The sequence below is a fragment of the Bradyrhizobium sp. B117 genome (assembly GCF_038969555.1).
Taxonomy (GTDB): Bacteria; Pseudomonadota; Alphaproteobacteria; order Rhizobiales; family Xanthobacteraceae; genus Bradyrhizobium.
On sequence record NZ_CP152414.1, the window covers coordinates 6,018,792 to 6,035,969 of the forward strand.

Annotated in this window: 16 protein-coding genes and 1 tRNA gene; 2 read left to right on the forward strand and 15 right to left on the reverse strand. The window is 65.5% G+C overall.

What is annotated here, in order from left to right; all coding sequences use genetic code 11:
• Window positions 1–63: 63 nt before the first annotated feature.
• Window positions 64–1,887, forward strand: a complete 1,824-nt coding sequence (locus AAFG16_RS29535) for a caspase family protein (protein WP_342730929.1) — start codon at window positions 64–66, stop codon at window positions 1,885–1,887.
• 98 nt (window positions 1,888–1,985) lie between these two features.
• On the opposite strand, the gene AAFG16_RS29540 is transcribed toward AAFG16_RS29535, so the two are convergent.
• The 10 genes from AAFG16_RS29540 to AAFG16_RS29585 form a co-directional block, all read right to left on the reverse strand.
• Entirely contained in the window at window positions 1,986–2,342 is a 357-nt protein-coding gene (locus tag AAFG16_RS29540) for a DUF1428 family protein (RefSeq protein WP_283079996.1), read from the reverse strand.
• A 155-nt stretch (window positions 2,343–2,497) separates the two neighbouring features.
• Window positions 2,498–2,571 (reverse strand) — tRNA-Gln (locus AAFG16_RS29545).
• A 169-nt stretch (window positions 2,572–2,740) separates the two neighbouring features.
• Window positions 2,741–2,944 (reverse strand): hypothetical protein, encoded by a 204-nt coding sequence (locus tag AAFG16_RS29550; protein WP_027557371.1) that lies wholly within the window; start codon window positions 2,942–2,944, stop codon window positions 2,741–2,743.
• A 142-nt stretch (window positions 2,945–3,086) separates the two neighbouring features.
• Window positions 3,087–3,407, reverse strand: coding sequence for a hypothetical protein (locus tag AAFG16_RS29555; protein ID WP_092216497.1), 321 nt, complete (start codon window positions 3,405–3,407; stop codon window positions 3,087–3,089).
• Between the two features lie 266 nt (window positions 3,408–3,673).
• On the reverse strand, window positions 3,674–4,645 hold the full coding sequence (locus AAFG16_RS29560; protein WP_342730933.1) for a tripartite tricarboxylate transporter substrate binding protein: 972 nt from the start codon (window positions 4,643–4,645) through the stop codon (window positions 3,674–3,676).
• A gap of 57 nt (window positions 4,646–4,702) precedes the next feature.
• Entirely contained in the window at window positions 4,703–5,833 is a 1,131-nt protein-coding gene (locus AAFG16_RS29565; RefSeq protein ID WP_342730935.1) for an iron-containing alcohol dehydrogenase, read from the reverse strand.
• Window positions 5,834–5,849: 16 nt separating this feature from the next.
• Complete coding sequence (gene pdxA, locus AAFG16_RS29570) at window positions 5,850–6,878, reverse strand: 4-hydroxythreonine-4-phosphate dehydrogenase PdxA (protein ID WP_342730937.1); 1,029 nt, start codon at window positions 6,876–6,878, stop codon at window positions 5,850–5,852.
• Entirely contained in the window at window positions 6,875–7,981 is a 1,107-nt protein-coding gene (locus AAFG16_RS29575; protein WP_342730939.1) for a four-carbon acid sugar kinase family protein, read from the reverse strand. The genes pdxA and AAFG16_RS29575 overlap by 4 nt, the downstream gene beginning before the upstream one ends.
• Window positions 7,978–9,423 (reverse strand): FAD-binding oxidoreductase, encoded by a 1,446-nt coding sequence (locus AAFG16_RS29580; RefSeq protein WP_342730941.1) that lies wholly within the window; start codon window positions 9,421–9,423, stop codon window positions 7,978–7,980. Before AAFG16_RS29580 ends, AAFG16_RS29575 begins: the two co-directional genes overlap by 4 nt.
• A 27-nt stretch (window positions 9,424–9,450) precedes the next feature.
• Complete coding sequence (locus AAFG16_RS29585) at window positions 9,451–10,371, reverse strand: dihydrodipicolinate synthase family protein (RefSeq protein WP_342730943.1); 921 nt, start codon at window positions 10,369–10,371, stop codon at window positions 9,451–9,453.
• 123 nt (window positions 10,372–10,494) lie between these two features.
• Between AAFG16_RS29585 and AAFG16_RS29590 the strand changes: the two genes are divergently transcribed.
• Entirely contained in the window at window positions 10,495–11,340 is an 846-nt protein-coding gene (locus tag AAFG16_RS29590) for an IclR family transcriptional regulator (RefSeq protein WP_342730945.1), read from the forward strand.
• A gap of 9 nt (window positions 11,341–11,349) precedes the next feature.
• Here AAFG16_RS29590 and rnz read toward each other — a convergent pair whose 3' ends face one another.
• The 5 genes from rnz to AAFG16_RS29615 all read right to left on the reverse strand — a co-directional run bounded on the left by rnz (window position 11,350) and on the right by AAFG16_RS29615 (window position 17,076).
• Entirely contained in the window at window positions 11,350–12,252 is a 903-nt protein-coding gene (rnz, locus tag AAFG16_RS29595; RefSeq protein ID WP_342730947.1) for a ribonuclease Z, read from the reverse strand.
• Between the two features lie 51 nt (window positions 12,253–12,303).
• Window positions 12,304–13,287 (reverse strand): antibiotic biosynthesis monooxygenase, encoded by a 984-nt coding sequence (locus AAFG16_RS29600; protein WP_342730949.1) that lies wholly within the window; start codon window positions 13,285–13,287, stop codon window positions 12,304–12,306.
• A gap of 10 nt (window positions 13,288–13,297) precedes the next feature.
• Complete coding sequence (gene guaD, locus AAFG16_RS29605; protein ID WP_342730951.1) at window positions 13,298–14,695, reverse strand: guanine deaminase; 1,398 nt, start codon at window positions 14,693–14,695, stop codon at window positions 13,298–13,300.
• A 15-nt stretch (window positions 14,696–14,710) separates the two neighbouring features.
• Window positions 14,711–15,928 (reverse strand): multidrug effflux MFS transporter, encoded by a 1,218-nt coding sequence (locus tag AAFG16_RS29610; RefSeq protein ID WP_342730953.1) that lies wholly within the window; start codon window positions 15,926–15,928, stop codon window positions 14,711–14,713.
• A gap of 374 nt (window positions 15,929–16,302) precedes the next feature.
• Window positions 16,303–17,076: an alpha/beta fold hydrolase gene (locus AAFG16_RS29615; protein WP_342730955.1), complete on the reverse strand. Its 774-nt coding sequence runs from the start codon at window positions 17,074–17,076 to the stop codon at window positions 16,303–16,305.
• Window positions 17,077–17,178: the final 102 nt, after the last annotated feature.

Sequence of the window (17,178 nt, forward strand, 5' to 3'; positions counted from 1 at the left end):
ATCCGGCTGTAGCTTGAGTCCGCTCCGACGGCAATGTAAGGTTGTATTTTTCGGGAGGTTCATTTGAGCACAAGACTTTCATTGCTTTGCGTTCACGGCGTCGGCCATGCCGAGATCGACGCCGAGTTTCGAAAATCGTGGTCCGAGGCGATCATACGCGCGGTCCAGTCCGTCGATCAGAGCCTCAACCCGGCCATCGACTTCCTCTCCTATGACGAGCTGTTCGACAAGAACCCGCCGAACCTCGTCACCTACGGCGTCGCACTGGCCAAGCTGCTGGCGAGCGCGACCGTCCACGGGATCGGAGATCTCGTCGCGGGCACGCGCAGCCTCGAAGACGTTCCGACCCTGATCAGATGGACCGCGGGCATGGTCGCCCAGTGGTCGGTGGATGAGCAGTTGCAGACCACGCTTCGCAGCACCGTGCTCGACAAGTTGAAGAGCGGCAATTACGACGTCGTCCTCGCTCACAGCCTCGGCTCGCTGATCTGCTACGACACGTTCGTGCGCAATCCGAATGCGATCAGGGACAAGGTCTTCGTCACGTTCGGCTCGCAGATCGGCAATCCCGCGGTGCGCGACATCTTCGCCGGCCGCATCAAGGACCTTCCGTGCCGGAAATGGTACCACCTGTTCAACCGGGAGGATCGCGTCCTCACCTACCCGCTCGAGATCGCCGCGGACAATTTCCAGCAGGTGCTGACGCCGTTCGACGTCCCCAACGACGTCTTGAATCACAACGCGACCTGGTACCTTTCGCGTCCCGAGACCGTCGCCACCGTCTGGCACGACGTGGTCCCGGTGCCGACATCGCGCTCGATCGTCGGCGCCGTGCGCGAGGTCGCGCGCATCGATGCAAGGCCGACCCGCCGCGCCCTCTTGATCGGCATCAACGACTATCCCGATCCTGCCAACCGGCTCGAAGGCTGCGTCAACGACGTGTTCCTGATGAGCTCGGTGCTCCAGGAAAGCGGTTTCAAGGCCGACGAAATCCGCGTCGTGCTCAACGAGCGCGCGACGACGCAAGGCATCATGGAGCGGCTGCACTGGCTGCTCGACGGCGTGCGCAAGGACGACGAACGCATGCTGTTCTACTCGGGCCACGGCGCCCAGATGCCCAGATACAGTCCGGCCGGCACGCCGGATCGCGTCGACGAGTGCCTGGTGCCCTATGATTTCGACTGGACGCCCGAGCACGCCATCCTGGACCGCCAGTTCGCTCAGCTCTACTCGCAGCTGCCATATGACAGCTATTTCGTCGCCATGCTCGATTGCTGCCATTCCGGCGGCATGACGCGCGACGGCGGCCCGCGCATCCGTGGCCTCACGCCGCCCGACGATATCCGTCACCGGGCGCTGCGATGGGAGGCGAGCGAAGGCATGTGGGTGCCGCGCGACTTCAAGCCGCTGAACGAGAGCCTGAGCAAGCGCAGGAACGGCGCCGACTATGTCGGCCGCAACGGGGCGACGCAGCGGCTCGGGCGCGGCATGGCGCTCCGCACCAAACCCGACAAGGACTACAACAAGATAAGAGCCGAGCTCGGACATCACGGCCCTTATCTGCCGATCCTGCTCGAGGCCTGCCAGGAGGAGCAGCTCTCCTACGAATATCGCGACGGCGTGACGTCGTACGGCGCCTATACGTTCTGCATGGCAAAGGTGTTGCGGGAGCAGCGCGATGGCGGCACCAATCCGTCGTTCCAGGAATTGAGCGATCTGGTTGCGGCCAAGCTCCGCCGCCTCAAATACAGCCAGACCCCCAACCTCGTCGGCGCCAGGGAACAGCTCAAGGCGAAAATTCCATGGAGCGTAGCCGAGGCAGGTCGAGGCGAGCGGCGCGCGCCGAGAAAGCGCGCCGTCAAGCGCGGCCGGAAGCGGCGCGGCTGATCGCCCCGCGCCAGCCAGTCGAGGCATTGTGCCAATCGGGATCGCGAGGTTCGTCGGGCAAAGCCTGCCCGACAGCCGCCTCAACCGGCCGCCTTGCGCTACGGCGAGTGCGCCTGAAGCAGCGTCGTGAAGCCGCCATAGATCATGCGCTTGCCGTCGAACGGCATGTCGCCGCCCTTCAGCCGCGCATCCGCCATCACCTTCTTGTTGACGGCATCGCGGGTCTCGCGATCGCGGTAGATGATCCAGGAGAACACGACCACCTCGTCCTCCTTCGCCATCACCGCGCGCGGAAACGAGGTCAGCTCGCCATAGGGCACGTCGTCGCCGATGCACTCGATATAATCGAGTGCGCCGTGCTCCATCCAGACCGCGCAGGCCGTTCGCGCCAGCGCCTTGTAGGCCTCGATCTTGTCCTTGGGCACGGCTAGCACGAAACCATCGACATAGCGCATTTCGGATCTCCTTGGGTTGTGTGTCCCAAGGACGATGGAGCCGGCGGCGATCCGACCGGGCTCAGATGAGGCAAACCGTCGCGAGCGGCGGTGCGCGGAGCGAATTTCGCAACCGGGGAGCGGGGTCAAACAGAAGCTGGGAATGCGCCCGGAACTGGCTGGGGAACCTGGATTCGAACCAAGACAAACAGAGTCAGAGTCTGTTGTGCTACCGTTACACCATTCCCCAACGGAATAGTCGAACAAATTCAATGTCTTACTGATTTGTCCGACTGTGGCCGGAAGCGCGTTTGGCGCAAATCACGGCTCAGGCGTGGAAGCGTTCTAACCGCTCGCCTCTAGACTGGCAAGCGCTACGGTGCACCGGTCTGTTGACCTTCGGGTGGACCGGAAACGCCCTAGTCCGGCGCGAGGGTGGCGAGGCCGGCCTCGATGATCGTGATCTCCTCGCTGACCTGCGCGATGGCCTGCTTCGGATCGACGCCGGTGACCGAGACCAGCTGCCGCAGGAGATCCTGCCGGTGCGCCAGGATGTCGTGAAGCGCATCGCGGTCGTTCAGCCGCACATAGCCTTCGACGATCAATTCAAGGGAACGGGACATCGTACTCTCAAGACGCGGGTTACTGTTTAGGCCCTGAAAATATAGCGATCGGGCGCCTGCGATGTGAGCGCGATGTCGCGTCAACCTTGACCGGTAAGGCTAATGGCCCAGGCGCGAGGCCGCAGCGCGCCCGGATGGAGGCCTAGTTCGGGCGTCCGATGTTGACGACGATCTCGCCCCTGCCGTGCGCGATCATAACCTGGCCGTATTCGTCCTGCGGCGGGCTTTCCTCGTAGCGCAGCGGGATCGTGGTGATCCCCTCCAGCGCTTCGCCGCTCGGCTGCTGCGCGCTCACGTCGAGGATCAGGATCTTCGGATTGATGCCCTGCGGCGAGCGCTTGGTCAGGCGGGCCTGCCAGCCGTTGGTCGGCACCCTGACGTCGCCGACCATGACCAGCTTGGGCGGTGCACCCGGCGCACGGTCGATCCAGGCCTTGAAGGTGTTTCTCAGCAGGACAGTCATGACGCGTCCCTCCTATGCCAAGTTGCGCGATCCTTCGGTCAAGGGCGCAACATAGGCGGGCGAGGCGAAGCGGAACGTGAACGGCCCGTGAATTGAATATGACCCCCTGATACCGCGACGGTGGAGCTGCCTGCCGACCGTGCTCGCACCTCCCCACGGCACATCCGACCGACGGATCGCGGCTCGTCGCTCCCGAACAGGATCAATTCACGCTGGAATCACGTTGAAGGGATTGGGATTTCCGCCCCGCCCGATCTCCCTCGCCCCTAGTCCATCTTGATGTTCGCGGCCTCGATCACCTTCTTCCAACGCTCGGTCTCGGAGGCGATGTAGGCCTTGAAGGGCTCGGAATCGACCGCGACGGCGGTCGCGCCGAGCTCGGCCATCTTCTGCACCGTCTCCGGCTGCTGCATGAAGGCGCGGATCTCGGCGGAGAGCTTTTCGACGATCGGCTTCGGCGTGCCGGCCGGAACGAAGAAGCCATGCCAGGCGACGGCCTCGAAGCCGGGCAGGAATTCGGCGACCGCCGGCACTTGCGGATCGAAATCGGCGCGCTTGGGCGTTGCGGTCGCCAGCATCGCGAGCTGCCCGGTCTTCACCTGCGGCAGCAGCAGCGGCACGTTATCGAAGGCAAGATCGATCTGGCCGCTGAGCAGGTCCGTCAGCATCTGGCTCGAGCCCTTGTAGGGCACGTGCACCATCTTGGTGCCGGTCATCTGCTGAAACAGCTCGGCGGCGAGATGCTGCGATGTACCGACGCCGGCCGAGCCGAACGAGACCTTGTCCGGATTCGCCTTGAGATAGGCAATCAGCTCCGGCACGGTGCGCGCCTTGATCTTGTTGGGATTGACCACGAGGACGTTGGGCACGACGCTGATCTGCGCGACCGGCGTCAGATCCTTGTCCGGCTGGTAGCTCAGCTTCGGCCCGTACAGCGAGGGATTGATCGCGAGCGCGGAGGTGCTGGCAAGGCCGAGCGTGATGCCGTCGGGCGCCGATTTCGCCAGCCGCGTCACGCCGAGGATCGAGCCGGCGCCGCCGATATTCTCGACCACGAACGGCTTGCCGAGCTTCACTTGCAGATGGTTGGACACCATGCGCGCGAAGATGTCGGCGGTGCCGCCGGCGGCGAAGGGGACGATCACCGTCACCTGCTTGGACGGATAGCCGTCCTGCGCCTTCGCCGGTGACGTCGCCAGCAGCACTGCCGACACAAGACCAAGCCACATCGATCGCATCGAAGTTTCCTCTACTTTCACTGTGTTGTTGATTGGGTGCCGCGCGCCGCGAGCGTGTTAGAACGCGGCCTCGTACATGTTCAGGATCGCGTCCCGGCTGAGATCACGCGGGTTGTTGTCGAGCAGGCGGCGGATGGCGTGCGCCTCGTCGGCCATCACGCCGAGATCGCTCTTGGGCACGCCGAGCGCGGACAGCCGCATCTCGATGCCGAGATTCTTGCAGAACTGGTAGGTCGCATCGAAGGCGTGCTTTGCATCCCGCTGCTGCGGCAAGCCAAGCGCGGCCAGCACCGCGACCGTCTTCTCTTCCACCGCGGGCATGTTGAAAGCCAGCGTGTGCGGGAAGATCACGGCGCAGGCGAGGCCATGCGCCACATGATGACGCGTGCCGAGCGGATAGGCCACGGCGTGGCCCGCTGTCGTGTTCACCGGCCCGAGGCAATAGCCGCCATAGAGCGAGGCCAGGGACAGGCCCGCGCGCGCCTCGCGATCGCCACCATCGGCCACCGCGCGCTCGAGATAGCGTCCGACCAGCCGCGCGCCTTCGAGCGCGTAAAGGTCGATCGTGGGATGCGCCTTGCGGCTGGTATAGGCCTCGACGCAATGCGCCAGCGCATCGACGCCGGTCGCCGCGGTCACCTCCTTCGGCACGGTCATCGTCAGGTCCGGATCGACGATGGCGATGTCGGCCAGCATGAAGCGGCTCTGCACCGCCTGCTTGTTCTGGCTGACGGGATCGGTGACGAGCGCGCGGGTGCCGGCTTCGCTGCCGGTGCCCGAGGTGGTCGGGATCTGCATCAGCGCGACGCTGCGGCCGGCCACCTTCTCCGGCCCGACGATGTCGGCGAAGGCCACGTCTGACGTGCACATCACCGCGACCAGCTTGGCGAGATCCATCGCGCTGCCGCCGCCGAAGCCGACGACGAGATCCGGCTTCGCCTCCTTCGCCATCGCCACCGCCTTCTCGAGATTGGGCAGATCGGGCTCGGGCTTGACGTCGCCGAACACTTTGACGGCGCCGGGCAGCGCCAGCGTGTCGACGCGGCGCGCATTGAACGGATCGGAGATCACCAGCGGGCGCTTGGCGCCAATCCGCTCGGCAAAGCGCGCGGCAGCGGTGATCGTGCCGTTGCCGAACTCCAGGGTGGTGGGACGCTGGATTTCGATGGGCGTGAAGGCGTTGGTCATCGTGGGCTCGATCTCGTTACTTGGAAGCGCCGGCGGCCAGCCGTTCGGCATAGTCGATGGCCTCGATCAGGCTGTGCTCGTTGGCGATGCCTTTGCCGGCGATGTCGAAGGCAGTGCCGTGATCGACGGAGGTGCGGATGATCGGCAGGCCGAGCGTGATGTTGACGCCGGAGAGCTCCTGCCAGCGGCCGGTGGCGGGATCGACCTGGAAGCCGAGCAGCTTGACCGGGATGTGCCCCTGGTCGTGATACATCGCGACCGCCGCGTCGAACTGGCCGGCGCGCAGCTTGACGAAGATGGTATCGCCGGGCACGGGGCCGACGACGTCGAGCCCGTCGGCGACGGCTTTAGCGATCGTTGGTGCCGACACGTCGATATCCTGCCGGCCGAACAGGCCGCCCTCGCCCGCATGCGGATTGAGCGCGGCAATCGCGATCTTCGGCCTGGCAAAGCCGAGCCGGCGCAGCGCATCGTTGGTGAGGTCGATGACCATGCGCAGCCGCTCCGGCGTCAGGCGCTTCGGCACGTCCTCCAGCGCCACATGGGTCGAGACGTGGCTGACGCGCATGTTGCCATGGGCGAGCAGCATCACCGAGCCGCGCACGCCGGTGAGATGCGCCAGCATCTCGGTATGGCCGGGGAAGTGATAGCCGGCCTTGTTGAGCGCTTCCTTGTTCAGAGGCGCCGTGACGATCGCAGCGGTGCGGCCCGCCTGGGTCAGGCGCACGCCCTGCTCGATCGCCTTGTAGGCGAAGCGGCCGCCATCGGCGCTGAGTACGCCCGGCTTGATCGGGTCGCCTTCGGCGTCAGCCTGGAGATAGCAAAGGTTCGGCCAATCGCGATCGTCGGCCGTCACTTCCGGGATCGCGACGTCGGCACCGAGCGCGGCCTTCGCACCATCAAGCGCGGCGCCGCTGCCTATGACGAGCAGGCGCAGATCACCCTTGGCGATGCGGTCCTTCAGCCCGACGCAGGCCTTGACGATGATCTCCGGTCCGATCCCGGCGGGATCGCCCATGGTGATGGCAAGATGGCGAGAGGTCATGTCGGACTCCCCATGTTCAGCAGATGATTATCCCGGAGCAGATCGCGCCACAGCTCGCTGGGGCCGAATGCACCGGATTTCGATATGATGTCGACGCCGGCCCAGCGTCCGCCTTGCAGCACCGAGCGCGGCAATCCCGGCACGATGCGCCCGGTCACCTCAAGCGCATGCGCGCCGAGGGCAAGGCATGCGGCCTTCAAGGTCTCTCCGCCGGCAACGATCAGCGTGCCCGGCGGCTCGAGCGCCGCGATCAGCGCCGTCATTTCGCGGGCGATCCGCCGCGCCGCCTCGCCACGCGTCAAACCTTCGGCGAGCGCGAACTTGACCAGCACAACGCCGTCTTCAGTCAGCTTGCGCTGAACGGGGGCCGCGCCCTCGCCCTCCGCAAGCGCGATCGTCGCCTCGCCGCAGGCCGCCAGCTGGGATGCGGTGGTGGGCTGATCGGAGCCGAACAGTCCCAGCACCGGCCGCTTCAACTGGCTCGGCGCATCGGCACGATGGCTGCGGGCGAGCGCGCCGGCCAATCCGCCGCTTCCGCACCACAGCACCGGCCCCGGCATGTGCCGCGCCATCTCGACGATACGATCGAGATCGAGGTCGCTTTCGGCATCGAACACCTGAACGCCGCCCAGCGACAGCGTCTCGGGACCGCCCTGCCGCGCCTCGATACCCTCGAGCTGGAGTTGGTTCAGCAGATTGTCACCGACGCGATGCCACTCGCCCTGCACCGTGCGCGCAAATTGCTGGCCCTCGACGGTGCGGCGCCCCTGATAATCGAAGGCGGGCGCGACCACGCAGGAGGCCCAATGGCCGCTGCGCAGGCAGGCGCCAAGCTCGGCGGCCCACACCCCGCGCAGGAGGCTGTCGACCTTCTTGTAGGCGATCGTGGCGCCCTGAAGCAGCGGCGCCAGGCGGGCGACGATCTCGACGCTCTCCGCCTTCGAGCGCTCGCGGGTGCCGCTGTCGATGGCGAGGCTCCGGGAGCCGTGTGTCGCAAGTGCTTCCGGCCAGGTGACGTCGAATGGTCCGCACAGGCCGACGAACTCCGCCGCGGTGTCGAGCGCACCGGTGAGATCGTCGGCAAGCAGGCGGACGCTGGTCATCCCTGTACGCCTCCCACGGCGAAAATCTTGCCCGGATTCATCAGGCCGTTCGGATCGAGCAGCTTCTTGATATCGCGCATCAGCGCGATATCAAGGGGATCGGTGACGCGGGCGAGCCGGCCGCGATTGGTGATGCCGATGCCGTGCTCAGCGCTGATCGCCCCGCCTTGCGCCGCGGTCTCGTCGTCGACGATCTCGTTGATCTCGGCCACCAGCGCGGCCGTGGCGGCCGGATCCTGGCAATGCGCGCGATCGATCAAGGCCACGACGTGGATGTTGCCGTCGCCGATATGGCCGTGCATCACGACGTTCGCGTGCGGCACCGCCGCCTTGATCCGGGCCTCGACATTGTTGACAAAGACGGCCTGCCGCTCCAGCGGTACCACACTGTCGTGCGAAACTACATAGCCGCTGCGCTTGTTGCCCTCGGACACGCTATGCCTGACAGCCCAGATCGCCTTCGCTTGGGCCAGATTGGAAGCCAATATGACGTCCTCTGCAAGCCCGGCGTCCATCGCGTCCGCCAGCACCGTAGCCAGCGGCTCATTGAGGTCGACGTCTGCGAGCGTGTCCGTCAGCTCGACGATCAGATACCACGGCGTCGTCAGCGCGAAAGGAACGGTCACGTGCGGCACCGTTGCGGCGATCGCCTCGATCTGCGAGCGTGACATGATCTCGAGGCTGCCGAGCCGGTCGCCGACGGCGCCGCGCAGGCGCTGCATGATCTCGAGCGCCTGCTCGACGCCCTGCAATTTCAACAGCGCCAAGGCCGAGCTGCGCGGCGGCGCGAACAGTTTCAGCACCGCCGCCGTGACGATGCCGAGCGTGCCCTCCGCGCCGATGAAGAGCTGCTTGAGCGCATAGCCCGTGTTGTCCTTGCGCAGCGCCCGCAGGCCGTTGAAGATTCGCCCGTCGGGCAGCACCACCTCGAGCCCGAGCACGAGATCGCGCGTCGGTCCGTAGCGCAGCACGGCCGTGCCGCCGGCATTGGTCGAGATGTTGCCGCCGATTTGGCAGGAGCCCTCCGCGCCGAGGCTCAGGGGGAAATAGCGATCGACGGCCTTCGCCGCGCTCTGCACCTCGGCGAGGATGCAGCCGGCCTCGACCGTGATCGTGTTGGCGAGCGGACTGACGTCGCGCACGGCTCGCATGCGGTCGAGCCGGATCACGACATTGCCGGCGCGATCATCGGGCGTCGCCGCCCCGCACATGCCGGTGTTGCCGCCCTGCGGCACGATCGCAAGCCGCCTGTCCGCACAGAACTTGACGACGGCGGCGACCTCGGCGGTCGAGCCGGGCTTCACCACCGCAACGGCGCGGCCGTGATAGCGCCCGCGCCAGTCCACGACGTAAGGCTCCTGGTCGACTCCGGACGCAATGACGTGCTTGCCGCCAACGAGTGCGGCAAGACCCGAAAGCGCATCCCGGAAAGAGTCCGACATTGGATCGCCTCGTTGCTCGTGCTCGTGTTAGCCGGCGGCGGCGAATGTCGCGGCATTCGCAAGCAGCTCTTTCTCCTGCTCCGGCGGCAGGGACTGCAGCGGCGGCCGCAAGCGCTTCCATCCGGCATGGCCGGTCCGGTCGGCAGCCAACGCCTTCAGCGAGGCCATCTGCGGGAAGCGCGAGACCAGCTCCCGCGCCTTCACGATGCGCGCCTGCGCCGCCTTGAGCGCGGGATCGTCCTCGCTGTCGCCAAAGTGCTTAAAGACATAGGCGAGACTGCGCGCGACGATGTTGGAGGTCGCCGTAATGCAGCCTCCACCGCCCTTGCGCAGCAGCGGCAGCATCAACGGATCGGCGCCACCCAGGACCGAGAACCCGGGGAAGCGCTCGACCATCGCGGTCATGTTGGCGAAGTCGCCGGACGAATCCTTGATCCCGGTGAACGTCGCCGGATAAGCCTTGCGCAACCGCTCGATCAGCGCATGCGAGATCGGTTGCGCCGACATCTGCGGGTAGTGATAGAGGACGACTTTCAGGCGAGCATCGCCGATACGCTGCACCACTTCGCTATAGGCGGCATAGACGCCGTCATCGCTCACGTTCTTGTAGTAGAACGGCGGCAGCATCACCACAGTGTCGACCCCGACCGAAAGCGCGTGACGCGTCAGGACGACGGTGTCGGTGAACGCGGCAACGCCGGTGCCGGGCAGCAACTGGCTCGGCCTGATGCCGCCGGCGATCGCGGCTTCGAGCAACGCCGTGCGCTCGGCGATGGAGAAGGAGTTCGCCTCCCCCGTGGTGCCGAGCAGCGCGATGCCGTCGCAGCCTTCATCGAGGAGATAGCGGCAATGCGCGACGAACCGCGCATGATCCGGCGCAAGCTCGGCGTCAAGCGGTGTCAGCGCGGCGGAGAACACGCCATGGGGGTGCAGCGATGATGTCGACAAAACTTCCTCCGATCGCCAAATCGATGTTGTTCGGAATGCGAACATTTGTTATTAGATTGACCTGTCGTAAAATCAGCTGATCCTCGCGTCAAGGGCGATGGCTGTCATGGCGGGCATTCAGGCATGGCCAAGGTCGACAAGAAGACCATCAAGCGCGCATCGGAAACGAGCGCGAAAAATCCCAAGAACAATCCCAAGAACTACGTCGCCTCCGTCGGCAAGGCGTTTGCCGTGCTCAAGAGTTTCACGAGCGAGGCGTTCGAGCTCACCCTGAGCGAGATTGCCGCACGCGCCGATCTCGATCGCGGAACCGCGTTCCGGCTGATCCAGACCCTGGTCGAGCTCGGCTATCTCCAGGCCGTACCTCAGAGCCGACGGTTCCGCCTCGGCGTCGCCTGTCTCGACCTCGGCTACACCGTGCTGTCGCACGGATCCTTGCGCACCATCGTCGAGCCGCTGCTGCGCGACCTCGTGCCTGAGGTTGGCGATGCCGCCTCGCTCGGCATCCTCGACGGCGGCGACGTGGTCTATCTCGCCCGCGTCGGCGCCGGCCTCGACCGCCACAAGATGGACCGGCGGCCGGGCACGCGCATTCCCGCCTACAGCGCCGCGCTCGGCCACGTCATGCTGGCCCATCTGGCCCGCGACGAGCAGATCGCCCGGCTGGAATCGCGCCCTCGCCTCAAGCTGTCGGAGCGAACGCTGACCGATCTCGATGCCCTGCTCGCCCGGCTCGATCAGGTGAAGAAGAAGGGCCATGCCGTCTCCGATGGCGAGAACGCCTATGGCTTGCGCACGCTGGCGACGCCGATCTTCGATGCACAGGGCTTCGTGATCGGCGGATTGAGCGTCACGGTCGATGCCATGCGCATGGACATGGCCGCGTTTCGCGACCAGGCCCTGCCGCGACTGATGCAGGCGACGATCAAGGTTCAGGATCTCGCGATCAAGTCAGGGCTGTCGAGCTGAGCGCGATCGTTAGATCACAATGTGATCGAAATCGGCGGCGATCCGGCTGCTCGGGAAGATCCTTGCCGCTTCGGCCAGGATCTCGTCGTCCTCGTAGCGTCCCGACATATGGGTCAGCATGAGCTGGCCGACCTTGTTCGCGGCCGCGAAGGAAGCTGCCTCCGCCGCGGTGAGATGGCCGTAGTCGCGCGCGGTCGATGCATCGCGATCGAGGAACGTCGCCTCGATCACCAGCATGTCGGCATCTGCAACGTATTGCGACAGCCCCTCGGTGGTCTCGGTGTCGCCGATCACGACGAGCTTTTTGCCGCCGCTTGGAGGCCCCAGCACGTCTTCCGGATTGATCGTGCGGTCGTCGATCACGACCGACCGTCCCGCGGCGAGCTCGCCGCGCATGGGACCGTCGGGAACACCAAACGCTGCGAGGCGGTCGGACAAGAGATGGCGGCGTGCGGGGCTCTGGAAGCAAAAACCAAAACTGTCGGTGTCGCGGTGGCGGACCGGAAAACAGCTGATCGTAAAGTCGCCAGCGTCGAGCACCTCTCCTTCGGTGAGCGGCGCGAATTTGACCGGGATCGGCGCCCTGCCCGCGCCCCATAGCCCTGCGAGCATGCGGATGACAAGGTCGAGCGTGCCTTCCCCGCCGTGGATGGTCATCAGGTCGGAGGTCTGCCGCAAGCCCAACGTCGAGAACAGGCCCGGGATGCCGAGCACGTGATCGAGGTGAGCGTGCGTCAGCAGGATGCGATCGAGCCGCCGAAAGCCGGCACCGCTGCGCAGCAGCTGGCGCTGCGTGCCCTCACCACAATCGACCAGGATGCGCTTGCCGGCGGCTTCCACGAGGAGCGCGGGATGGTTGCGTTCTGCGGAGGGAACGCTGGCGGAAGTGCCGAGGAACGTCAGGGCGAACATGGGCGTGAATTGTCCAGCGGTCTGGAAGCCGCCTTCAATCGACCGGCGGCCTCACCGTCCCCAATGCCACGCGAGCAGCAGCGCGTACAGGCCCATCGAGCCGGCATAGAGCGCGGCGAGCAGCGCATAGCCTGCGATCTGGCGACTGATCGCGGCCTTCGGCGTGATCCACCAGTCCAGTGCCTTGAAGGCGGCGGGCACCAACCACCAGCCGAGCAGCTGGGTGCTGACGAGGTTGCCAATGAAAAGCGACAGCCAGACCGGCACGCCGTGGCTGTCGATCAGAGGCCTGCTGATGAAGTAGCCCCAGAGATACACCACGGGATAGAGCACCAGCAGCACGATGAGATTGCTCTTCCAGATGAAGCCCGGTCCCTGCGCCGGCGCCTCAACCTTGCCGGACGGGAACCAGAAATTGAAGCCGTAGCTCGCCCGCTTCACGTTCATGCCGGCGTTGAAGCGCTCGCCGTCCTTCAGCAGCGTCTGCCGCAACGGCGAGTCGAGCCAGGCATTGAGGTTGGCATCGCTGTCGAACGACAGGATGATGATCCACTCATCATGCAGGCCCGGAATCGGCTGCTCGATCTTGTGGCGCAGGAACCCTTTGAACTCGGCTTCCGCGGCCTGGATGCGCTGCTGCCACTTGAGGAACGCATCCTCGAGCCCGTCAGGCACCTTGAAGGAGATCACGGCTGAGACCGCGCTATCGCGCTGGACGCCGGTGTCGGGCAGGATATGGACATCCTCCGAACCGACGAAGAAGCGCTGCACCTCTGCAATCAGCTTCGCCCGCACCTCGCTCTGAAGCCAGGCGCGCGCCGCGGCCGGGCTTGCGAAACGCAGGATCGTCACCCAGTCCACATGCGCGGGCGGCTGCGGCGGCACCACCTCCTGGCTGAGGAAGCCGGGCCAGGTCTTGAGCACCTCGCCGACCTCGCCGTTCCAGCGCACGAACGCGGCAAAGCCGTCGTCCGCGATGCGGCGCTGGATGACGAGAGCGACCGGCTGGCCGGCTGTATCAGAAGATGCGCTCATCGCGGCGGCTTCAGCTCTTCTTGTAGAGACGCTTGCCCATCACCCAGGTCTCGTCGACGCAGCGATCGTCGCCGACCATCATGACGGCGAACAGCATGTTCGCGGCTTCATCGACCGTGCGCGGACCGGCTCCGTCGGCAACCAGCGACTGGTGCCAGGGCTGCGCCAGCTGGCCGGCATTCGGATCGAGCGCGACGAAATCGGCCTCCTTGCCGGGCTCGAAATTGCCGAGCTTGTCGTCGACATAGAGGCCTTCGGCGCCGCCGAGCGTGACCGACCAGAAGCCGCGATAGGGCGAGAGCTTGTTGCGCTCGGCTTCCGCGAGATCCTTGCGCGCCGGATCGATGCTGCCGTCGAGCATCGTGTTGTTGCACATGCCGACCTTGTAGGCATCGTCGAGCACGGCGATCATCGAGAAGCGATTGCCGCCGCCGACGTCGGTGCCGAACGACATCCTGACGCGATGCTCCGGATCGGTGGCACGGCCGAGACGGAACAGGCCGCTGCCGAGGAACAGGTTCGAGCACGGGCAGAACACCACCGCCGCGCCCTTCTTCGACATGCGTCGGAACTCGTTGTTGGAGAGATAGACGCCATGACCGCCGGAGAATTTCGGTCCGACCAGATCGAACTTCTCGTAGACGCCGAGATAGTCCTGGCAGTCCGGATGCTCGACCAGCACGCCGGTGCATTCGGCCGGGTTCTCGGAGATGTGGGTGTTGACCCAGCAGTCCGGATGCTCGTGCTTGAGGCGCTGGCACGCCTTGAGCAGCTCAGGCGAAGCGCCGAAGGCAAAGCGCGGCGTGATGGCGTAGAGGTTGCGGCCCTTGTTGTGGTACTCCGCGATCAGCCGCTTGCTGTCGCGATAGAAATTCTCGGGCGTGTCGATGAAATCGGCCGGCGCGTTGCGGTCGATCCCTGTGAGGCCCGCGATCACGCGCATGTTGCGTCGTGCCGCTTCCTCGAACAGCTCTTCGGTCGAGACCGGCGAGGAGCTGGTGAAGGCTTGGCAGGTCGTGGTGCCGGCGGCGAGCAGTGCGTCGAGAAAACGCTTCACGCCCTCGCGCGCATAGTTGCGATCCTTGTACTTGATTTCCTCGGGATAGATCGACTTCTGCAGCCACGGCAGCAGCTGCTCGCCATAGGCCCCTAGCACGCGGGTCTGCGGCAGATGGATGTGGCCGTCGATGAAGCCCGGCAGAATGATGCGGTCCTTGATGTGGGTGACCTCGACGCTCCGATGCGCGGCGGCGATCTTGTCATAGGGACCGAACGCCTTGATGACGCCGTCCGTGACGATCATGAGGCCGTCCTGATGAAAGCGCGCGGCGGCCTGCTCGTTGCCGATGTGCTTCCAGGGATCATCGACGAAGTCGAAGAACGTGCCGCGAATACCGACGGTGGTCATGAGGAGGTTCCTTCCTTAAGTCTGTGTGGCGTTGCGCGCCGAGGGCAGCGAGATCGCAAGCAGCGCGCCCGCGATGGCGCAGAGGCCGAGATAGAGCCAGCCGATCGGCGCCTGCGTCGTTTCGGGCAGCACCGCTGCGATCGCCATGGCGCCGCTGACGGCGAGATAGCAGAGCGCGCTGATGAGGCCGCCGATCAGGCCGTGGTCGCGCTCGAACAGGCCGAGCGCCATGCCGTACATCATCGGGCACAGCACGCCGCAGCCGCCGAGCACCAGCGCACCACCGATCGTGATCGACGTAAAATCGAGGCCCACGGTCATGCCGGTCGCAGTGAGGACCGCGGCGCCGGCAAGGAACAGCGCGAAGGCGCCAAACCCCATGACTCGGGCCGGCATGAGCTGCGCGAAATGCGCGCAGCCGAGCTCGCCGGCGAGATTGACGCCGCCAAGGCCGAGCGCGACGAGGCCGTAGATGGCCGCCGAATAACCGAGGCCGGTCTGGTAGAAGAACGGCGCAACGACGCCGAAGGCGAGCTGCGCGCTCGCGGCAGCCGCAAACACCAGCACGAAGGCGAGGAAGCCCGGACGGACAAGCGCGTCGCGCAAGATGCCGGCAGTGCGGCGTGGATCGAACGGCGCGCGGCGATCTGCCGGCAGCGTTTCGGGCAGAAGAAACACGACGATGGTAGCGACGATGGCCGCGGCGATCGCGATGACGATGAAGACGCCGCGCCAGGAGGTCAGCTCGACGATGAAGCCGCCGGCGGCGGGCGCAAGCACGGGCGCAAGGCCCCAGGCCGCCCCGAGCAGGCCGGAGATCGCGGTGAGCTCACGGCCGCGAAAGCAATCGGCGGCGACCGCATAGGCGACGACGAGGCAGGTGCAGCCGCCGATGCCTTGCAGGAAGCGCAAGCCCAGCAGCAGCGAGGCGCTGGTGGCGAGCGCGCAGGCGATGCTCATCGCGATCAGCACCGACAGCCCTGCGAGCAGGACGTTGCGGCGACCGAGCGTATCGGAGGCGATGCCAACAGGCACCAGCGCCAGACTCATGCCGAGCATGTAGGCGGTGACGGTGTTCTGCATCGCGGCGGAATCGGTTGCGAGGTCCACCACCATCTGCGGCAGGCCGGGCGTATAGGCATCGAGCGGAATCTGACTGAACGGCACGACGCACAGCAGGATCGGCACGATCCCACTTCTCGCGCGACCGGCGTCCGAAGCAAGTGCAGTCATGGCTTACGCCCCCTCGATGCCCGCGGGCCCCGTCTTTTCGTGCGCGCAATGAGACGCGACGATGCAGGTTGCGGATATTGACGCGCGGGAAGCTGCCAGAACTGTGTGTAAAAACTCTTAGGAGGTCCGCTTCAATGCGGACGGCAGCGAGGGCTCAAACTGAAAACGCGAAAACAACCCCATGCACAGTACAAATCATTGAGGAATTTCGCCTCGAACGGCGCCAGCCGAGCCGGCGCCGACATTCGACACGTCGGGCAAAACAGGAGCGTCATGCAACGCTCCCGATTTCGAAGTCGCCGCCGGGCCGAACCATTAACCGTTCGGAAGGCATGGGCGTTTCGAGCACCGGCCGGCTTTCTGCGAGGCGCCGGTCAGACCAGGAAACCCTCGAGTGCTTCGAGAAACTGTCGCGGCGATTGAAGCTGCGGCACATGCGCGCAACCCGGAATGATCTTGAGCTCGGCGCGCGGCAATCCGGCGGCGAGCTCCCGCGACATTGGCGGCGGTGTCGCTTGGTCGTGCTCACCGACCATCACGAGCACCGGGACCTTCACCGCGGCAAGTTCTCCGCGGAGATCGAGGCTTGCCAATGCAGTGCATGCGGCGCGAAACACATCAGGGTCCGTGCGCAAGAAGGCTGCGCGACGATCCTGCATCAGCTCCGGATGCTGCGCCTGAAACTCGGGCGCGAACAGGCGCCGCATCGCGACGTCGGTGATGGCTTCCAACCCTTTTTCCCGCGACACCTTCGCCATGTTGCGAAACGCCTCGCGGCCGGGTTCCGAAAACGCCGCGCCGCTGTCGGCGAGAACGAGCCTGCTGGCGATCGCCGGATGCCGGATCGCCATCTGCAGCGCGACGAACCCGCCATAGCCGTTGCCGAGCACGATCGCCGGCGCGCCGCCGGCGGCATCGCGCACAGCTTCGGCCATCCGGTCGGCAACCGCAGCAAGTCCGCCTTCCACTGCGCGTGAGCGGCCGAAGCCCGGCAGCTCCGGCACGATGGTGCGAAACGATGTCTCGAGCTCAGGCACGATCGCGTCAAAGCTCGCGCGGTCCGACAACAGCGAGTGGAAGAGGAACAGCGGCGGTCCTTCGCCCGAATGCGCGGCATTGACGGTTGCGTTGGCAAGAAGCCTGTCCATATCCGGTCTTTCCTTCACTTCGTCGGCAGTTCGCGTGCCTTTTTCGCGCACTTGGAGGCTCCGACTGATAATTCAACTGACAGGGAATTCAAGTATTTGGGC

What these genes read in the sequence shown, in the direction of transcription:
- AAFG16_RS29540 (WP_283079996.1), bottom strand. Translation starts at nt 2,342, where the DNA reads ATGCGCTATGTCGATGGTTTCGTGCTAGCCGTGCCCAAGGACAAGATC.
- AAFG16_RS29550 (WP_027557371.1), bottom strand. Translation starts at nt 2,944, where the DNA reads ATGTCCCGTTCCCTTGAATTGATCGTCGAAGGCTATGTGCGGCTGAAC.
- AAFG16_RS29555 (WP_092216497.1), bottom strand. Translation starts at nt 3,407, where the DNA reads ATGACTGTCCTGCTGAGAAACACCTTCAAGGCCTGGATCGACCGTGCG.
- AAFG16_RS29560 (WP_342730933.1), bottom strand. Translation starts at nt 4,645, where the DNA reads ATGCGATCGATGTGGCTTGGTCTTGTGTCGGCAGTGCTGCTGGCGACG.
- AAFG16_RS29565 (WP_342730935.1), bottom strand. Translation starts at nt 5,833, where the DNA reads ATGACCAACGCCTTCACGCCCATCGAAATCCAGCGTCCCACCACCCTG.
- pdxA (WP_342730937.1), bottom strand. Translation starts at nt 6,878, where the DNA reads ATGACCTCTCGCCATCTTGCCATCACCATGGGCGATCCCGCCGGGATC.
- AAFG16_RS29575 (WP_342730939.1), bottom strand. Translation starts at nt 7,981, where the DNA reads ATGACCAGCGTCCGCCTGCTTGCCGACGATCTCACCGGTGCGCTCGAC.
- AAFG16_RS29580 (WP_342730941.1), bottom strand. Translation starts at nt 9,423, where the DNA reads ATGTCGGACTCTTTCCGGGATGCGCTTTCGGGTCTTGCCGCACTCGTT.
- AAFG16_RS29590 (WP_342730945.1), top strand. Translation starts at nt 10,495, where the DNA reads ATGGCCAAGGTCGACAAGAAGACCATCAAGCGCGCATCGGAAACGAGC.
- rnz (WP_342730947.1), bottom strand. Translation starts at nt 12,252, where the DNA reads ATGTTCGCCCTGACGTTCCTCGGCACTTCCGCCAGCGTTCCCTCCGCA.
- AAFG16_RS29600 (WP_342730949.1), bottom strand. Translation starts at nt 13,287, where the DNA reads ATGAGCGCATCTTCTGATACAGCCGGCCAGCCGGTCGCTCTCGTCATC.
- guaD (WP_342730951.1), bottom strand. Translation starts at nt 14,695, where the DNA reads ATGACCACCGTCGGTATTCGCGGCACGTTCTTCGACTTCGTCGATGAT.
- AAFG16_RS29610 (WP_342730953.1), bottom strand. Translation starts at nt 15,928, where the DNA reads ATGACTGCACTTGCTTCGGACGCCGGTCGCGCGAGAAGTGGGATCGTG.
- AAFG16_RS29615 (WP_342730955.1), bottom strand. Translation starts at nt 17,076, where the DNA reads ATGGACAGGCTTCTTGCCAACGCAACCGTCAATGCCGCGCATTCGGGC.